The following is a 16,212-nucleotide window of genomic DNA, read 5'->3' as shown; positions in this document are numbered from 1 at the left end:
GGGATTGTGTGCGACCGGCCGAAAAAATGCACTTACTGTGCAGGAACTGACGCTTCAGCGGGTGAGGGTGGTCACCAATGCTGCGGCATAGCCCGGCAACGCCGCAAAATCCCGCGCACACACCAGCAACTTGCGGTTGGCCCACACCTCCTCCAGCGCCACCCAGTGCAACCGCAGCACGCCTTGCCAACGCTTCACGGCTGCCAGCGGCACCACCCCGACGCCGGCCCCGCCCGCAACCATGCGGATCACCCCATCGAAACCCTCGGCCCGCACCCGCACGTGCATACGGCGCCCCTCACGCAGGGCCTGTTCTTCCAGGTACAACGCCAACGCGCTAGTGGCACCCAGCCCGACATGGCCATGCACCAGGCTGTCGATGAAACTGGGCGCGACCGCACTGGCCAGCGGGTGGCCCAAGGGCGTCACCAGTACCAGCGGGTCGTCGCGAAACGGCCGGGTTTGCAGGTGTTCGTTGGGCGCTGCGGTCGAAACGATGCCAAGGTCCGCCATGCCCTGGGTAATCGCCTGCACGATGCGCAGGCTCGGAAGCTCCTGTACATCCACGCTGACTCCGGGATTTGCAGCCAGGTAGCTGGCCAGCAGTTCCGGCAGGTACTCCGTGAGTGCGGCTGTGTTGCACAGCAGGCGTACTTGGCCCTGCTGCCCTTGTGCGTACTGGCCCAGATCAAACTGCAGGCGCTCGACCTGCTGCGCTATCAAGCGTGCATGCTGCAGCAGGGCCTGGCCCGCCGGTGTCGGCTGCACGCCACGGCGGTTGCGCAGCAGCAACGGGATACCCAGCGATGCCTCCATGGCGCGGATGCGTGCGCTGGCTGCCGGCAGCGACAGGTGGCTGCGGCTGGCGCCGGCGGTGATGTTGCCGCACTCCAGGGTGTGCTGGAACAGCTTGAGGTCGATCAGGTCGAAATGCATGTGGCTCTGCCATTGCAAGAGTCTGGCTGAGTATATGGCAGATTTTCCCGCCGGCCGGAAACCGCCATCATCAGCCCATGACTACCTTCCTCGCTTTCTACCAGAACATTGGCCCAGCCCTTTCGATGCTGGTAGTGCTCACCTTCCTGCTGGCCGGCGCGGTCAAAGGGGTGATCGGCCTGGGCCTGCCGACAATCGCCATGGGGCTTCTGGGGCTGGCTATGCCACCGGCGCAGGCTGCCGCATTGCTGATCGTGCCTTCGACCCTCACCAACCTTTGGCAACTGGCCAGCGGCGGGCACCTGCGGGCGTTGCTGGTGCGGCTGGGGCCGATGCTGGCGCTGATCTTCATTGGCACCTTGCTGGGCAGTGCCTGGTTGGGGATCGACAGTGGCCCATGGGCTGTGCACGCGCTGGGTGCGGCCTTGCTGGTGTATTCGTTGTACGGGCTGGTCGGCCCGGGCTTGCACCTGGCGCCGGCGCACGAGCGTTGGGTGGGGCCAGTCTGCGGGCTGGTGACAGGAGTGGTCACGGCGGCAACCGGGGTGTTCGTGATACCTGCCGTGCCCTACCTGCAAAGCCTGGGCCTGAGCCGTGAACAGATGATCCAGGCCCTGGGCCTGTCGTTCACGGTGTCGACCCTGGCGCTGGCCGTTGGCCTGGCCGGGCAGGATGCCCTCGGTGGCCAGGCGTTGGGGGCTTCGCTGCTGATGCTGGCGCCCGCCTTGCTCGGCATGCTGGCCGGGCAGTGGTTGCGTCAGCGCATCAGCGCGCTGCTGTTCAAGCGTTGCTTCTTCATCGGCCTGGCCGCCCTGGGCGGCCACTTGCTGATCAACGGCTAGCGCTTGATGCGCTGAGCATGTCGACCCGCTGGATATCGAAATCGCGCTCCAGGTAGTCCATGCGCTTTTCAAAAAACGCCTTCATGTGCGGCAAGGCCGAGTGCACGTCCAGCGCGGCCTGGTCGGCCCACACTTCAAAGAACACGAACAGGCTCGGGTCCTGCTGGTCGCGCAGCATGTGGTACTCGATGCAGCCCGGCTCCTGGCGGCTGGGCTCGACAAAGGGGCGGAACAGGGTTTCGAAGGCATCAGCCATTTCCGGGCGGGTCTTGGCTTTGAGGATGAAGGCGAACTGCTCACTCATGGTGCACTACTCGGTGATGGGTGGTGAATCGATTCTACGGCAATAATGCTTTGCTCATTCGTGACTTCCGGTCAATTGTATTTTGCCCAGTCACCCCTGTATCCCGCCTCCGCGAGCCTCTAACCTGCCGGCATCAAATTTTGACTCGGCCCGGAGGCCAGCATGAAAAAGATCCTTCTGCTCAATGGTGGTAAACAGTTCGCTCACTCCGAAGGCCGCCTCAACGCGACCTTGCACGAAGCGGCCATCGCTCACCTGGACCGTGCCGGCTTCGATGTGCAGCAAACCTTCATCGACGGCGGCTACGACGTGCAGGCCGAGGTAGAGAAGTTTCTTTGGGCCGACGTGATCGTCTACCAGATGCCGGGCTGGTGGATGGGCGCACCCTGGACCGTGAAAAAGTACATCGACGAAGTCTTTACCGCTGGCCATGGCAGCCTTTACGCCAACGATGGCCGTACCCGTTCGGACCACACCCAGAAGTACGGCAGCGGTGGCCTGTTGCACGGCAAGCAGTACATGCTGTCGCTGACCTGGAATGCGCCGCAGCAGGCGTTCGATGACCCGAGTGATTTCTTCGAAGGCAAGGGTGTGGATGCCGTGTACTTCCCGTTCCACAAGGCCAACCAGTTCCTTGGCATGACCGGCCTGCCGACTTACCTGGCGGTGGACGTGATGAAGCGCCCGGATGTGCCGGCGGCGTTGGCAGCCTATGAAGCACATCTGGACAAGGTGTTTGGCAAGGCGATCTAATCCAGGCAGGTACCCATCACAGGCCCGAATGTGAAAACCCGATCCGAAGAACTCCAGGTATTCGTCGCCGTCATCGACTGCGGCTCGATTTCTGCCGCCGCCGAGCAGATGGGCCAGACCCCGTCCGCCGTCAGCCGCACTTTGTCGCGCCTGGAGGGCAAGCTGGGTACCACCCTGGTCAACCGTACCACCCGGCGCATGGACCTCACTGAGGAGGGCCGCTACTTCCTTGAGCGCTCACGGCTGATCCTGGAGCAGATGGACGAGATGGAAGAGCGCCTGTCGATGAACCACCAGACGCCCACTGGGCGCTTGCGCATCAACGCCGCTGCGCCGTTCATGCTGCATGCCATCCTGCCGTGGATTGGCGAGTTCCGTCGCGAGTACCCGGGCATCGAGCTGGAACTGAACACCGACGACCTGATCATCGACCTGCTGGAGCAAAGCACCGATGTGGCGATCCGCATCGGCGAACTGGCCGATTCCAGCCTGCATGCGCGCAACCTGGGGTGCAGCCCGGTGCAGGTACTGGCCAGCCCGGCCTACCTGGCGCAGCACGGCACGCCGCAGCGGGTCGAAGACCTTGCCAACCATTGCCTGCTCGGTTTCAGTCAGCCCGAATCGCTCAACCATTGGCCGCTGCGCCACGCACAGGGTGACCGCTTCGGCATCCGCCCGGCACTGATCGCCTCCAGCGGCGAGACCCTGCGCCAGCTGGCACTGGCCGGCGAGGGCATCGTCAGCCTGTCGCACTTCATGACCCACGAGGACATCCGCGCCGGGCGCCTGCAAGTGCTCCTGGCCGAGGCCAACAATGGCTACCGCCAGCCGATCCATGCGGTGTACTACCGCAATACCCAGCTGGCGCTGCGTATCCAGTGCTTCCTCGATTTCATCCAGCGCAAGCTGGCGATGTACGCCTGCTGAGTTGCCTGAACGCGACAGATCCTGTCCACAGGCGGCGAAATTTCCTACGGTTGATTGCACAGTCGAAACGCTTCGGCCTTACTGACTGCTCAACAAAAACAACACCAAGGAAGTGTCATGCGTATCGTCCCGTTCCACTACCTGGCTCTCGCAGCCGCGATCCTGAGCTGTTCCTCGGTTTATGCCGCCACGCTGGAGGGCGGCGCGGTGGCTGCACCCGATCAATATGGTGCACAGGTAGCCGCTGATATTTTGAAAAAGGGCGGCAACGCGGTAGACGCCGCCGTGGCAACCGCCTTCACCCTGGCGGTGACTTACCCGGAGGCCGGTAACATTGGCGGTGGCGGGTTCATGACCCTGTTCGTCGACGGCAAGCCCTACTTCCTCGACTACCGCGAGGTCGCGCCCAAGGCTGCCACGCGCAACATGTACCTGGACGACAAGGGTGAGGTCATCGAAAACCTCAGCCTGGTCGGGGTACGCGCTGCGGGCGTGCCTGGCACGGTGATGGGCCTGTGGGAGGCGCACCAGAAGTTCGGCAAGCTGCCGTGGAGCGAGCTGCTGACCCCGGCCATCGGCTATGCAAAAAACGGCTTCAAGGTGGCCGAGAAACAGTACCAGTACCGCAACGACGCCCAGGGCATGTTCAAGACTGCGACCAACTTCAATGACTACTTCGGCAACATGAAGGTCGGCGAGCTGTTCCAGCAGCCAGAAATGGCCCAGACCCTGGAACGCATCGCCGACAAGGGCGTGAGCGAGTTCTACCAGGGCAAGACCGCCGACCTGCTGGTGGCGCAGATGCAGGCTGACAAGGGCCTGATCACCAAGGATGACTTGAAGGATTACAAAGCCGTATGGCGTGAGCCGATGGCGGTGAGCTGGCGTGGCAATGTGGTCTACACCGCACCACCGCCAAGCTCTGGCGGCGTCGCCCTGGCCCAGTTGCTGGGCATCAAGGAAGACCGCGCGGCGGACTTCAAGGGGGTGGCGCACAACTCGGCGCAGTACATCCACCTGCTGGCCGAAATCGAGAAGCGCGTATTCGCCGACCGTGCCGACTACCTGGGCGACCCCGCCTTCACCAAGGTGCCGGTGGACCAACTGGTGGCCAAGGACTACCTGGCCAAGCGCGCCGCGCAGGTCAACCCGAAGGCCATTTCCGACACCGACAAGGTCAAGCCGGGCCTTGAACCGCACCAGACCACGCATTTCTCGATCGTCGACAAGCAGGGCAACGCGGTCAGTAACACCTACACCCTCAACCTCGATTACGGCAGTGGCGTGGTGGTCAAGGGCGCAGGCTTCCTGCTCAACGACGAGATGGACGACTTCAGCGCCAAGCCCGGCGCTGCCAATGCCTTTGGTGTGGTGGGCGGGGATGCGAACGCAATCGAGCCGGGCAAGCGCATGCTGTCCTCGATGAGCCCCAGCCTGATGACCCGTGATGGCAAGGTCGAGCTGGTGATCGGTACCCCGGGCGGCTCGCGGATCTTCACCTCTATCTTCCAGGTGATGAACAACCTGTACGACTACGGTATGCCGCTGGACAAGGCGGTGGCGGCACAGCGCGTGCACCATCAGTTGCTGCCCAAGGACACTATCTACTTTGACAGCTATGCACCACTGACCGGGCCGGTGGCGGATGAGCTGAAGAAGATGGGCTACGTGCTGGAGGACCAAGGCTGGGAGATGGGCGATATCCAGGCGATCCGGGTGAATGGGGCGAAGCTTGAGACCGCTTCCGATCCGCGGGGGCGTGGGGTGGGGATGATCGTCAAGTAATGCCTGCCAGATTGCTGGGAGGGCTTTGCCCTCCTTTCGCGGCACAAGGCCGCTCCTACAGGGGAACGCGATCTCCTGTAGGAGCGGCCTTGTGCCGCGAAAGGGCCGCAAAGCGGCCCCGGGTTACCCAGGTCAAACGCGGAATTGGCTGACCAGTGTCTGCAACTGCCCACCCAACCGCGCCAGCTCAACACTCGACGCTGCCGTCTCGTCACTGGCCGCCGCCGTCTGCTCGGACACATCACGCACATTCAGGATGCTGCGGCTGATCTCTTCAGCCACCGCACTCTGTTGCTCCGCCGCCGCAGCAATCTGCTGGTTCATCGACTGGATGCTCGACACCGTGCTGGTGATGTTCTCCAGCGAGGCCCCGGCCTTGCGTGCCAGTTCGACGCTGCTGTCGGTCAAGGTACGGCTGCCCTGCATGGCGTTCGCCACTTGCTGGGTCCCATCCTGCAGGCTGGCAATCAGCGCTTCGATTTCTTCGGTGGACTTCTGCGTGCGCTGGGCCAGGCCGCGCACTTCGTCGGCGACCACGGCAAAACCACGCCCGGCCTCGCCGGCACGCGCCGCCTCGATCGCCGCATTGAGCGCCAGCAGGTTGGTCTGTTCGGCCACCGACTTGATCACGTCCATCACGCTACCGATCTTCTGGCTTTCCTGCTGCAGCAGGTTCATGGCCTCGGTGGAGCGGTGCATGTCCTCGGCCAGGCGTTCGATCTGGCCAATCGCCTCGCCCACCACGCGGTCGCCGGCGCGGGCTTCGTCGTCGGCACCGGTGGCGGCATGCGAGGCCTGCTCGGCATTGCGCGCCACTTCCTGAACGGTGGCGGCCATTTCGTGCATGGCGGTGGCCACCTGGTCGGTCTCGACCTTCTGGCTGTTGGCGCCGGCACTGGTCTGTTCGGTGACTGCCGACAGCTCTTCGGCGGCGCTGGCGATCTGGGTGACGCCATCGCGGATGCCGGTGATCAGCTCGCGCAGGGTGGTGCCCATGCGCGCGATGCCTTGTTGCAGCACGCCCAGTTCGTCGCGGCGGGTGATGCGCGCATGCTGGGTGAGGTCGCCGCTGGCGATCTTTTCTACCGCTACCAGGGTTTCACGCAGTGGGCCGGTGATCTGGCGGGTGATCAGTACCGCTGCCAGGATGCCGACCAGCAGCGCCAGCAGGGTAGCGATGGCCTGCAGGGTGCGGGCCTGGGTGCTTTCGATGTCGCGGCGTTCCAGCTGGATCTGGTACAGCGCATCGCTGCGCTTGACGATATCGGCGCCCTGCACGGTCATTTCGGCGCGTGAGGTGGTGATGTTGGCGACCGCGTCGCGGAACTGGCGCACGGCATCACGATAGGCCAGTACCGAGCTTTCGAACTGTTGCAGGCGGGCGTCCTCGGCGGGCAACTGGCGCTTGAGGTTGTCGATATCGGCTAGCGCTGCATCCAGCTGGCGCAGGGCGGCCTGCTCGTTGGCAGCACTGTTGTCGGCAATGTAGCCGCGTACGTCGATGCGCACCTGTAACAGTTGCTGGCGGGCCTTGCTGATCAGCTGGTACTGGGCCAGGCGTACGCTGTCGGCCTCTGGGCGCGCCATGACTTCCTGGCTGAGGGCGTCCATGGCCTGGTCGGCGCGGGTGGCCGAACCGTCCATGGCAACGCGCGCGGCGCGGGTGGCGTCGTAGCCCTGGCGCATCTTGTTCAGCGACACTTTATAGGCGCTGATGGTTGCGCCCAGCTCATTCAGCAGCTTGACGTTGTCCGGGCTTTTGAAGGTGCTGGCCAGGTAGGCCTGCTGCTTGCTGAAGGCATCCAGCTTGGTCTGGGTGTTGGCGGCGGCAGCATCGTCGCCGTTGGCGATCATGTACTGCAGGCGCGCGATGCGCAGGTCGGTCAGGTCTTTGTTGAGCTGGCCGATGTCACCCATCCAGTTGCTGCGGTCGATCAGGCTGCCCAGGCTGGTCCAGCCGGTCAGGGCCAGCAGGCCGGTGAGGATCAGCACCAGGCCGAAGCCCAGTCCAAGTTTGAGGTTGACGCTGATGTTAGCGAACCAGCTGTTCATGCACGCTCTCCAGAAGTAGTTTTCGCTCTCTTGATCTTCGATCGCAAGGCGTTGTTGTTCTGGCTGCCCGCTGATTCGTGCAGGGGTTATCGGCAATGATGAGGGAAGCTGAAACGCTTTTTCAGCAAAAGACGAAGATGGGTTTTTAATTGTAAAAAGCAACGGTCTTGCACCATCACTCAGGCTGCCGCATCACCTTGTAGGAGCAGCCTTGTGCTGCGAAGAGGCCGGTAAGGCTAAAGATTGTCTTCGGCTGCAATGGCCTCTTCGCAGCACAAGGCTGCTCCTACAAGGACCGCACCTGCATGCGGCAGATGTCAGAGGCTGCGTGCGCTGAAGGTATCGCAGCTGTTCACCTCACCTTGGGCAAACCCGGCCTTGAACCAGCGCACCCGCTGTGCCGAGGTGCCATGGGTGAAGGAGTCCGGTACCACGCGGCCGCGGCCTTGCTGTTGCAGGCGGTCATCGCCAATGGCGTTGGCGGCGTTCAGCGCTTCCTCGACGTCACCCGGTTCCAGCCAGTTCAGGCGCTTTTGCGCCTGGTAGGCCCACACCCCGGCCAGGCAGTCGGCTTGCAGCTCCTGGCGCACCAGCAGGCCGTTGTCGCCCTCCATGCGCTGGCCGTTGCGGCGCGCGGCATCGACCTTGGCCGAAACGCCCAGCAGGGTCTGCACATGGTGGCCGATTTCGTGGGCAATCACGTAGGCCTGGGCGAAGTCGCCGGCCGCAGCGAAGCGGGTTTCCATTTCACGGAAGAACGACATGTCCAGGTAAACCCGCTGGTCTGCCGGGCAGTAGAAAGGCCCTACCGCCGCCGAGGCAAAACCGCAGGCCGAATTGACCTGGCCACTGAACAGCACCAGCTTGGGGTCGCGGTATTGCTTGCCGGCTTCGGCAAACAGCGCTTTCCAGGTGTCCTCGGTATCGCCCAGCACCGAGGCGACGAACTCGGCCTGCTGGTCGTTGGCCGGCGGTGCCTTGGCGCCTGTGCCACTGGGTGCCGTTTGCTGTTGCTGCTGTTCCATCTGGCCGGTGAGCTGGCCAAGAATCTGCAACGGGTCCTGCCCGGTGAGCCAGCCGATGCCCACGATCAGCAGAATTGCCCCAAGCCCCAGGCCTTTGCCGCCGCCGAAACGCATGCCGCCGCCACCGCCACCTTCACCCCGGGCATCCACCACGTTGTCGCTGCGTCGGCCTTTTCGCCATTCCATGAGTGCTCTCCCGAGCGTGAAACAAGAAGACAAAGATTAGTTCACGAACTGCACCACTGTCAGGCCAAGGTGTTAATCCATAACCATTTGGTTATGTATAGGGTGGTCGATTTCAATATTAATCGCGCGCGACCTGCCGGAAACTGTAAGTCCGCCTGCCACGCCCAGGCGTTCACATAATTCCAAGAGAGGAAACCGGCATGCCCGCCCAGGACAACAGCCGCTTCGTGATCCGTGATCGCAACTGGCACCCCAAAGCCCTTACGCCTGACTACAAAACGTCCATTGCCCGCTCGCCGCGCCAGGCACTGGTCAGCATTCCACAGTCGATCAGCGAAACCACTGGTCCGAACTTCTCCCACCTGGGCTTCGGCGCCCACGACCATGACCTGTTGCTGAACTTCAACAACGGTGGCCTGCCAATCGGCGAGCGCATCATCGTTGCCGGCCGCGTGGTCGACCAGTACGGCAAGCCTGTGCCGAACACCCTGGTGGAGATGTGGCAAGCCAACGCCGGTGGCCGCTATCGGCACAAGAACGACCGTTACCTGGCACCGCTGGACCCGAACTTCGGTGGTGTCGGCCGTTGCCTGACCGACAGCGACGGCTATTACAGCTTCCGCACCATCAAGCCGGGCCCGTACCCATGGCGCAACGGCCCGAACGACTGGCGCCCGGCGCACATCCACTTCGGCATCAGCGGCCCGTCGATTGCCACCAAGCTGATCACCCAATTGTATTTCGAGGGTGACCCGCTTATCCCGATGTGCCCGATCGTCAAGTCGATCGCCAACCCTGAAGCTGTACAGCAGTTGATCGCCAAGCTCGACATGAGCAACGCCAACCCGATGGACTGCCTGGCCTACCGCTTTGACATCGTGCTGCGCGGCCAGCGCAAGACCCACTTCGAAAACTGCTGAGGAACCCGCCATGCCAATCGAACTGCTGCCGGAAACCCCTTCGCAGACCGCCGGCCCCTACGTGCACATCGGCCTGGCCCTGGAAGCGGCCGGCAACCCGACCCGCGATCAGGAAATCTGGAACCGCCTGGCCAAGCCAGACGCGCCAGGCGAGCACATCCTGCTGCTCGGCCAGGTGTATGACGGTAACGGCCACCTGGTGCGCGACTCGTTCCTGGAAGTGTGGCAGGCCGACGCCAATGGCCAGTACCAGGATGCTTACAACCTGGAAAACGCCTTCAACAGCTTTGGCCGCACCGCTACCACCTTCGATGCAGGTGAGTGGACCCTGCACACGGTCAAGCCGGGTGTGGTGAACAACGCGGCTGGCGTGCCGATGGCGCCGCACATCAACATCAGCCTGTTTGCTCGTGGCATCAACATCCACCTGCACACGCGCCTGTATTTCGATGACGAAGCCCAGGCCAACGCCAAGTGCCCGGTGCTCAACCTGATCGAGCAGCCACAGCGGCGTGAAACCTTGATTGCCAAGCGTTGCGAAGTGGACGGGAAGACGGCGTATCGCTTTGATATCCGTATTCAGGGTGAAGGTGAAACGGTGTTCTTCGACTTCTGATGCAAACCTGGGGCCGCACAGCGGCCCTGGGGCTATCAGCCGTTCACAGGCTTCAGGTCAAACGCATCGGCCTGGTACTGGAACAGCAGGCAATCGGCCGCCGCAGTGCATCCGCTTTCATGCACAAGGTCGGCCGGCAGCCTGTAGTAGGACCCGGCTGAAAACTCGGTGCGTTTGCCATCGATTACCGCGTAGAAAGTACCCTTCAGCACCACGGTCGGCAGTGCCTGGCTGTGCTGGTGCAAACCATTGTCGGTCCCTTTGCTGAATTTCACATAGGCCGAGTAAGGCCCCTTGCCGAAAATGTCCCCCTCAACGTTGGCGTAGCTGACTGCGCCGTTGGTGTTGGGTACGTCCTGCCATTTCAATGCTGCGCTATCGGGTACTGACACGGTTTTTTCTGCTGCGTTGATGCCAACGGCCAGGGTGGCGAGCGCCACGCCCGCAATGATTGCCTGCAATGCCTTCATGGTGGTGTTCCTTCGTTGAGTGACAGTGCAACGAAGCCTAACTAAACAGTTTTTGCACAAATACGCCTCTGGGTGCGCATGACTTGTTCATGTTTTGCACAGATCAGGCCTGCCATCTCGGCTGCGCGTAGTAGGTTTGCGCATAGTCCAGCAACGCCCGCACTTTGGGTGCCAGGTAGCGGCTTTGCGGGTACACCGCATACAGGTTGCGTGGTGGCAGTTTCCAGTCTTTTAGTACCGGCACCAGGCGCCCGTCCAGCAAGGCGTCATGCACGATGAAACGATCAAAGCTGGCAATGCCCAGCCCGCCAATGGCAGCAGCGCGCAGGGCCATCGGCGAGTTGGCGCTGAGGCGCCGGGGCATCAGGGTAGTGCGCTGTTCACCCTCTGGGTTGGTCAGAAGCAGACGCTGTGGGTGAGGCAGATTGCTGTAGCCGAGCAGGGGATGGTCAACCAGTGTGTCGAGGGAAGTGGGCGTGCCGTGGCGTTCCAGGTAGCGTGGTGCAGCTACCAGCAGCACCTCGCTGTGGGCCAGCAGGCGGGCTACCAGGCTGGAGTCGGGAAGATGATCGGTAATCCGCAGGCAAACATCGATTTGCTCTTCCAGCAAGTCGATGAAGCGGTCGCTGCAATTGAGCTCGACCTGCAGCTGTGGGTGGCGCTCGACGAAGTCCGGCAGCCAGCGCCCAAGTTCAAGTTCGCCGAACGCAGTGGCCACGCCCAGGCGCAGGGTGCCCGTGGGTTGCTGCTGATGCTCTGAAAGCTCCAGGGTCATCGCCTGCATCTGTTCGAGGATCTGCACGCAGTGGCGGTAGAAGAGTGTTCCGGCTTCGGTCAGGTGCAGGCGGCGGGTGGTGCGGGTAAGCAGTTGCGTGCCTAGCTGGCGTTCCAGCTGTTTCACCTGGCGCGACAGCACGGTGTGGGACAGGCCTGCCTGGCTGGCGGCGGCACTGAAGCTGCCGAGCTCGACGACCCGGCGAAAGGCCTGCATGGCGTTCAACTGGTCCATCGGTACAGCTCCCCTGAAGCGCCCGGTGGGGCTTTGCCGGCCCCACCGGGTAGCGGATCAGCGCCGGACCAGCAACACGCCGCTTTCCATATGATGGGTATACGGGAACTGGTCGAACAGCGCGCAGCGTTCGATACGGTGGGTATCTTGCAACTGGGCGATGTTCTGCGCCAGTGTCTCGGGGTTGCAGGAGATGTACAGAATCCGCTCGAAACGCCGGGTCAGCTCGCAGGTGTCAGGGTCCATCCCGGCGCGCGGCGGGTCGACAAACACCGTGCCGAAGTCATAGCTTTTCAGGTCGATGCCTTCCAGGCGGCGGAACGGCCGCACCTCGTTCAGCGCCTGGGTCAGCTCTTCGGCCGACAAGCGTACCAGCCGCACGTTATCCACAGCGTTCTCGTCGAGGTTGCTCAGCGCGGCGTTGACCGAGGTCTTGCTGATTTCGGTCGCCAGCACCTGGCGCACGCGGGTGGCCAGCGGCAGGGTGAAGTTGCCGTTGCCGCAGTACAGCTCCAGCAAATCGTCCTGGCGCTCGCCAATGGCCTCGAAGGCCCAGCTCAGCATCTTCTGGTTCACCGCGCCGTTGGGCTGGGTGAACGCGCCTTCCGGCTGGCGATAGCTGAACACACGGCCAGCCACGTCGAGTTTTTCCACCGCGTAGTCGCGGCCGATCACCAGGCGCTTGCCCTTGGAGCGGCCGATCACGCTCACGCCCAGCGCTTCAGCCAATTGCCGCGCTTCTGCTTCCCAGGCCTCGTCCAGCGGGCGGTGGTAGCACATGGTGATCATCGCATCGCCGGCCAGGGTGGTGAGGAACTCCACCTGGAACAGGCGGTTGCCCAGTTCCTCGCTGGCCTGCCAGGCCGCCTTCAGGCGCGGCATCAGTGCATTGATACGCTGGCTGGCGATGGGGAAATCGTCAATCAGGATCGCCTTGTGCTTATCGCCCGGGGCAAACATGGCGTAGTGGCGCTGGCCATCCTCGCGCCACAGGCGGAACTCGGCGCGCAGGCGGTAGTGCTCGCGCGGCGAGTCGAAAACAGCCGGTTCCGGCGCGCCAAATGGTGCCAGCAGCTCGCGCAGCCGGGCCACCTTGGCGTCCAGCTGGGTGGCGTAGGAGGAGGGGTCGAAAGCAGCACTCATGCGTTGAACCAGCCCAGCTTGATGACGAACAGGATGGAAAGGATCACCAGGGCCGGGTTCAGGTCGCGGTGGCGGCCGGAGATCAGCTTGACGGCGGTCCAGGAAATGAAGCCGAAGGCGATGCCGTTGGCGATCGAGTAGGTCAGCGGCATGGCCAGGGCGGTCACCACCACCGGCGCGGCTTCGGTGACGTCGTCCCAGTTTATTTCTGCCAGGCCCGAGGCCATCAGCACGGCGACGAACAGCAGCGCCGGCGCGGTGGCGAACGCCGGCACGCTACCGGCCAGGGGGGCGAAGAACAGCGCCAGCAGGAACAGCACGGCAACCACGATGGCAGTCAGGCCGGTGCGGCCACCGGCGCTCACGCCCGCAGCGGACTCGATGTAGCTGGTGGTGGTCGAGGTGCCCAGCAGGGAACCGGCCATGGCGGCGGTGCTGTCGGCGATCAGGGCGCGGCCCATCTTCGGCATGTGGCCGTCCTTGCCCATCAAGCCGGCGCGCTTGGCTACGGCGATCAGGGTGCCGGAGTTGTCGAACAGGTCGACGAACAGGAACGCGAAGATCACGCTGATCAGGCCTACATCGAGGGCACCGGCGATGTCCAGCTGCAGGAAGGTGGGTGCCAGCGATGGTGGCATCGACACGATCCCGCCAAACGGGGTGACGCCCAATGCGATCGACGCGACGGTGACGGCCAGGATGCCGATCAACACCGCGCCACGCACCTTCAGCGACTCCAGGCCGACGATCAGGAAGAAGCCCAGGGTGGCGAGAATCACCGACGGCTGCTTGAGGTCGCCCATGCCCACCAAGGTGGCCGGGTTATCGACGACGATGCCGGCGTTATGCAGGGCGATCAATGCCAGGAACAGACCGATACCGGCGGCAATAGCCGAACGCAGCGGCAGCGGGATGCTGTTCACGATCCATTCGCGGATGCGGAAGATCGACAACAGGAAGAACATTACCGCCGACAGGAACACCGCGCCCAGCGCCACCTGCCAGGTGTGGCCCATGTGCAGCACCACGGTGTAGGTGAAGAACGCGTTCAGGCCCATGCCCGGCGCCAGGGCGATCGGGTAGTTGGCAATCAGGCCCATGGTCGCAGAGCCGATCGCCGCTGCCAGGCAGGTGGCGACGAAGATCGCGCCCTTGTCCATGCCGGTCTCGCCGAGGATGCTCGGGTTGACGAACAGGATGTAGGCCATGGCCAGGAAGGTGGTGACGCCCGCGAGAATCTCGGTGCGCACGTTGGTGTTGTGTGCTCTTAGTTGAAACAGCCTTTCCAGCATGCCCGCTCCCCAAGGCGCCCCCGGCGCCATGAATGTATCGACCCCATCAGCAAAGCACAGACCGTACCGGTTGCCGTGGTTTTGTGTGGGGAGGAAAAAAGCCGCGCATCATACCAGCATGCTCAGTGAGCGGTAATCAATGTCGCAGATATACTGCCGACTATGCGCCGTAATGCATGCGGCTTGGTGGGAGCACCGCTGTGCAGCTGATTGATTACCGTGACTTGAACCGCGCCCAGCGCGCTCAATTGCTCGACATCCAGCTGCCGCCAGAGCAGCAACGCTATGCTGGTGATGTGGCCAGTGCGTTATATCTGCTGCTCAATTGCCAAAGCGATCACCGACGTGCGTTGGTGATTGTGCTCGACAGCGTGCCGCGGGGGTTGTTGTTGCTTCAACGCGGGGCATTTCTGCCAACTTGGGCGAAGCCTGGTGCGGCGATGATAACGGCCTTGCAGGTCGACGAACGGTTGCAGAGGCGTGGCTTGGGACGTGGCTGCATGGAGGCCTTGCCGGCAGCGACGCGCGCGATGTGGCCGGATGTCGAATGCCTGCAATTGTCGGTGGCCCGGGACAACCATTCGGCGCTGGGTTTATACCGCGCCACCGGCTGGAAGGACAGTGGCGATGGCTACCCAGCCCGTAGCGGTCATGAATGGTGCATGACCTTGATGCTCTAAACGGCCGCGACGCTCAGTCGATCGGCTTGCTGTGCAGTTGGTCCCGCTTGGCCAGTGTCGGGAACATTTTTATCCACAGCCCCGTCACCACCAGTGTGCCCACCCCGCCCATCACCACCGCCGGCACTGTGCCAAACCAGTGCGCGGTGACGCCCGATTCGAACTCGCCGAGCTGGTTCGAGGCACCAATGAACAAGCCGTTTACCGCACTCACCCGCCCGCGCATTTCGTCCGGAGTTTCCAGTTGCACGAACGAACTGCGAATGACCATGCTGATCATGTCCGCCGCGCCCAGCACCACCAGCACCGCCAGCGAGAACCAGAACGAGGTCGACAGGCCGAAGGCGATGGTGGCCACGCCGAACACGCCAACTGCTGTGAACATGGTCCGCCCGACGTTGCGCTCGAACGGGAAGCGCGCCAGCCACAGCGACATGCACAATGCCCCCACCGCCGGCGCCGAACGCAGAAGACCCAGGCCCAGCGGGCCGGTCAGCAGGATGTCCTTGGCGAACACCGGCAGCAGCGCGGTGGCCCCGCCCAACAAAACAGCAAACAGATCCAGCGAAATGGCGCCGAGGATGTCGGGACGACTGCGAATGAAGCGGATGCCGGCCAGCAGCGATTCGATGCTGGCACGCCCGCGCTGCACCACCTGGCCGCGCGCCCGCAGGCTCAGGGTGAGCACGCAGGCGATGGCATACAGGGCCACGGTGGGCCCATACACCCAGAGGCTGCCAAAGGCATACAGGAAGCCGCCCACCGCCGGTGCCACGATGGTTGCCGACTGGGTAGCCGACGCCGAAGCAGCCACCGCCCGCGGGAACAGCCCGGGCGGCACCACATTAGGTAACAGCGCCTGGGTCGCCGGCATTTCGAACGAGCGCGTGGCGCCCAGCAGGAAGGCGAGGGCGAAGATCAGCTCGCGGGTGACGTTGTCGGTGGCGCTGCCCACCGCCAGCGCCAGGGCGATCAGCCCCTGCAGGCTCTGGCACAGGGCGGCGACCTTGCGACGGTCATAACGGTCGGCCACATGCCCGGTGTGCAGCATGAACAGCACACGCGGGGCGAACTCGACCAGGCCGACCAGGCCCAGGTCCAGCACATTGCCGGTCAACTGGTAGAGGTGCCAGCCAATGGCCACGGTGAGCATCTGAAAGCCGCTGGCGGTGAATACACGGGCCAGCCAGAAGGCCAGGAAGGGGCGGTGGTGACGCAACAACTGCGGTGCGGAATCGGACATCGGAAACCAAGGGCCTCGGCGCAGTAGAG

16 protein-coding genes and 1 pseudogene are annotated in these 16,212 nt (G+C 63.3%); 7 read left to right on the top strand and 10 right to left on the bottom strand.

Going from position 1 to position 16,212, the window contains the following annotated elements:
• Positions 1-54: 54 nt before the first annotated feature.
• A complete protein-coding gene (locus ABI582_RS27220) occupies positions 55-936 on the bottom strand; it encodes a LysR substrate-binding domain-containing protein (RefSeq protein ID WP_442120819.1) in 882 nt (293 codons plus the stop codon).
• Positions 937-1,013: 77 nt separating this feature from the next.
• On the opposite strand from ABI582_RS27220, the gene ABI582_RS27215 reads away from it, so the two are divergent.
• Complete coding sequence (locus ABI582_RS27215; protein WP_442120818.1) at positions 1,014-1,778, top strand: sulfite exporter TauE/SafE family protein; 765 nt, start codon at positions 1,014-1,016, stop codon at positions 1,776-1,778.
• Here ABI582_RS27215 and ABI582_RS27210 read toward each other — a convergent pair.
• A complete protein-coding gene (locus ABI582_RS27210; protein ID WP_016497913.1) occupies positions 1,768-2,082 on the bottom strand; it encodes a putative quinol monooxygenase in 315 nt (104 codons plus the stop codon). The two genes, ABI582_RS27215 and ABI582_RS27210, sit on opposite strands and share 11 nt — an antisense overlap.
• Before the next feature lie 162 nt (positions 2,083-2,244).
• Here ABI582_RS27210 and ABI582_RS27205 point away from each other — a divergent pair, with 162 nt between their 5' ends.
• The 3 genes from ABI582_RS27205 to ggt all read left to right on the top strand — a co-directional run bounded on the left by ABI582_RS27205 (position 2,245) and on the right by ggt (position 5,547).
• Positions 2,245-2,835: an NAD(P)H-dependent oxidoreductase gene (locus ABI582_RS27205; RefSeq protein WP_063422452.1), complete on the top strand. Its 591-nt coding sequence runs from the start codon at positions 2,245-2,247 to the stop codon at positions 2,833-2,835.
• Positions 2,836-2,865: 30 nt separating this feature from the next.
• On the top strand, positions 2,866-3,762 hold the full coding sequence (locus ABI582_RS27200; RefSeq protein WP_442120817.1) for a LysR family transcriptional regulator: 897 nt from the start codon (positions 2,866-2,868) through the stop codon (positions 3,760-3,762).
• A gap of 117 nt (positions 3,763-3,879) precedes the next feature.
• On the top strand, positions 3,880-5,547 hold the full coding sequence (ggt, locus tag ABI582_RS27195) for a gamma-glutamyltransferase (protein ID WP_442120816.1): 1,668 nt from the start codon (positions 3,880-3,882) through the stop codon (positions 5,545-5,547).
• 132 nt (positions 5,548-5,679) lie between these two features.
• On the opposite strand, the gene ABI582_RS27190 is transcribed toward ggt, so the two are convergent.
• The 3 genes and pseudogenes from ABI582_RS27190 to ypfJ all read right to left on the bottom strand — a co-directional run bounded on the left by ABI582_RS27190 (position 5,680) and on the right by ypfJ (position 8,810).
• On the bottom strand, positions 5,680-6,543 hold the full coding sequence (locus ABI582_RS27190; RefSeq protein WP_371113239.1) for a methyl-accepting chemotaxis protein: 864 nt from the start codon (positions 6,541-6,543) through the stop codon (positions 5,680-5,682).
• A pseudogene (locus tag ABI582_RS27185) lies at positions 6,535-7,464 on the bottom strand (methyl-accepting chemotaxis protein); the annotation flags it as partial. The gene ABI582_RS27190 and the pseudogene ABI582_RS27185, both read right to left, overlap by 9 nt.
• A 452-nt stretch (positions 7,465-7,916) precedes the next feature.
• Complete coding sequence (gene ypfJ / locus ABI582_RS27180) at positions 7,917-8,810, bottom strand: KPN_02809 family neutral zinc metallopeptidase (RefSeq protein WP_063422447.1); 894 nt, start codon at positions 8,808-8,810, stop codon at positions 7,917-7,919.
• Between the two features lie 200 nt (positions 8,811-9,010).
• Here ypfJ and pcaH point away from each other — a divergent pair, with 200 nt between their 5' ends.
• Both pcaH and pcaG read left to right on the top strand, forming a co-directional pair.
• A complete protein-coding gene (gene pcaH / locus ABI582_RS27175) occupies positions 9,011-9,730 on the top strand; it encodes a protocatechuate 3,4-dioxygenase subunit beta (RefSeq protein ID WP_016489110.1) in 720 nt (239 codons plus the stop codon).
• A 10-nt stretch (positions 9,731-9,740) separates the two neighbouring features.
• A complete protein-coding gene (gene pcaG, locus ABI582_RS27170) occupies positions 9,741-10,346 on the top strand; it encodes a protocatechuate 3,4-dioxygenase subunit alpha (RefSeq protein WP_338745220.1) in 606 nt (201 codons plus the stop codon).
• A gap of 35 nt (positions 10,347-10,381) precedes the next feature.
• Here the strand turns inward: pcaG and ABI582_RS27165 are convergent, their stop codons facing one another.
• The 4 genes from ABI582_RS27165 to ABI582_RS27150 form a co-directional block, all read right to left on the bottom strand.
• On the bottom strand, positions 10,382-10,816 hold the full coding sequence (locus tag ABI582_RS27165; RefSeq protein ID WP_338745219.1) for a cupin domain-containing protein: 435 nt from the start codon (positions 10,814-10,816) through the stop codon (positions 10,382-10,384).
• Positions 10,817-10,919: 103 nt separating this feature from the next.
• Complete coding sequence (locus ABI582_RS27160) at positions 10,920-11,825, bottom strand: LysR family transcriptional regulator (RefSeq protein ID WP_442120815.1); 906 nt, start codon at positions 11,823-11,825, stop codon at positions 10,920-10,922.
• A gap of 57 nt (positions 11,826-11,882) precedes the next feature.
• A complete protein-coding gene (gene trmA / locus ABI582_RS27155; protein WP_063422441.1) occupies positions 11,883-12,968 on the bottom strand; it encodes a tRNA (uridine(54)-C5)-methyltransferase TrmA in 1,086 nt (361 codons plus the stop codon).
• On the bottom strand, positions 12,965-14,260 hold the full coding sequence (locus tag ABI582_RS27150) for an NCS2 family permease (RefSeq protein ID WP_258654010.1): 1,296 nt from the start codon (positions 14,258-14,260) through the stop codon (positions 12,965-12,967). Before ABI582_RS27150 ends, trmA begins: the two co-directional genes overlap by 4 nt.
• 200 nt (positions 14,261-14,460) lie before the next feature.
• On the opposite strand from ABI582_RS27150, the gene ABI582_RS27145 reads away from it, so the two are divergent.
• Positions 14,461-14,940 (top strand): GNAT family N-acetyltransferase, encoded by a 480-nt coding sequence (locus ABI582_RS27145; protein ID WP_442120814.1) that lies wholly within the window; start codon positions 14,461-14,463, stop codon positions 14,938-14,940.
• Positions 14,941-14,953: 13 nt separating this feature from the next.
• Here ABI582_RS27145 and ABI582_RS27140 read toward each other — a convergent pair whose 3' ends face one another.
• On the bottom strand, positions 14,954-16,183 hold the full coding sequence (locus tag ABI582_RS27140) for an MFS transporter (RefSeq protein ID WP_338745216.1): 1,230 nt from the start codon (positions 16,181-16,183) through the stop codon (positions 14,954-14,956).
• Between the last annotated feature and the right edge of the window lie 29 nt (positions 16,184-16,212).

Source organism: Pseudomonas sp. SAS7, from assembly GCF_052112345.1.
Taxonomy (GTDB): domain Bacteria; phylum Pseudomonadota; class Gammaproteobacteria; order Pseudomonadales; family Pseudomonadaceae; genus Aquipseudomonas; species Aquipseudomonas putida_Q.
The sequence above is the reverse complement of the archived record's forward strand: the minus strand, read 5'-3'. Positions and strand labels throughout refer to the sequence as shown.

Bases quoted from the DNA above. Each gene is read 5' to 3' on its own strand.
- ABI582_RS27220 (WP_442120819.1), bottom strand. From the start codon at position 936: ATGCATTTCGACCTGATCGACCTCAAGCTGTTCCAGCACACCCTGGAG.
- ABI582_RS27215 (WP_442120818.1), top strand. From the start codon at position 1,014: ATGACTACCTTCCTCGCTTTCTACCAGAACATTGGCCCAGCCCTTTCG.
- ABI582_RS27210 (WP_016497913.1), bottom strand. From the start codon at position 2,082: ATGAGTGAGCAGTTCGCCTTCATCCTCAAAGCCAAGACCCGCCCGGAA.
- ABI582_RS27205 (WP_063422452.1), top strand. From the start codon at position 2,245: ATGAAAAAGATCCTTCTGCTCAATGGTGGTAAACAGTTCGCTCACTCC.
- ggt (WP_442120816.1), top strand. From the start codon at position 3,880: ATGCGTATCGTCCCGTTCCACTACCTGGCTCTCGCAGCCGCGATCCTG.
- ABI582_RS27190 (WP_371113239.1), bottom strand. From the start codon at position 6,543: ATGGGCACCACCCTGCGCGAGCTGATCACCGGCATCCGCGATGGCGTC.
- ypfJ (WP_063422447.1), bottom strand. From the start codon at position 8,810: ATGGAATGGCGAAAAGGCCGACGCAGCGACAACGTGGTGGATGCCCGG.
- pcaH (WP_016489110.1), top strand. From the start codon at position 9,011: ATGCCCGCCCAGGACAACAGCCGCTTCGTGATCCGTGATCGCAACTGG.
- pcaG (WP_338745220.1), top strand. From the start codon at position 9,741: ATGCCAATCGAACTGCTGCCGGAAACCCCTTCGCAGACCGCCGGCCCC.
- ABI582_RS27165 (WP_338745219.1), bottom strand. From the start codon at position 10,816: ATGAAGGCATTGCAGGCAATCATTGCGGGCGTGGCGCTCGCCACCCTG.
- ABI582_RS27160 (WP_442120815.1), bottom strand. From the start codon at position 11,825: ATGGACCAGTTGAACGCCATGCAGGCCTTTCGCCGGGTCGTCGAGCTC.
- trmA (WP_063422441.1), bottom strand. From the start codon at position 12,968: ATGAGTGCTGCTTTCGACCCCTCCTCCTACGCCACCCAGCTGGACGCC.
- ABI582_RS27150 (WP_258654010.1), bottom strand. From the start codon at position 14,260: ATGCTGGAAAGGCTGTTTCAACTAAGAGCACACAACACCAACGTGCGC.
- ABI582_RS27140 (WP_338745216.1), bottom strand. From the start codon at position 16,183: ATGTCCGATTCCGCACCGCAGTTGTTGCGTCACCACCGCCCCTTCCTG.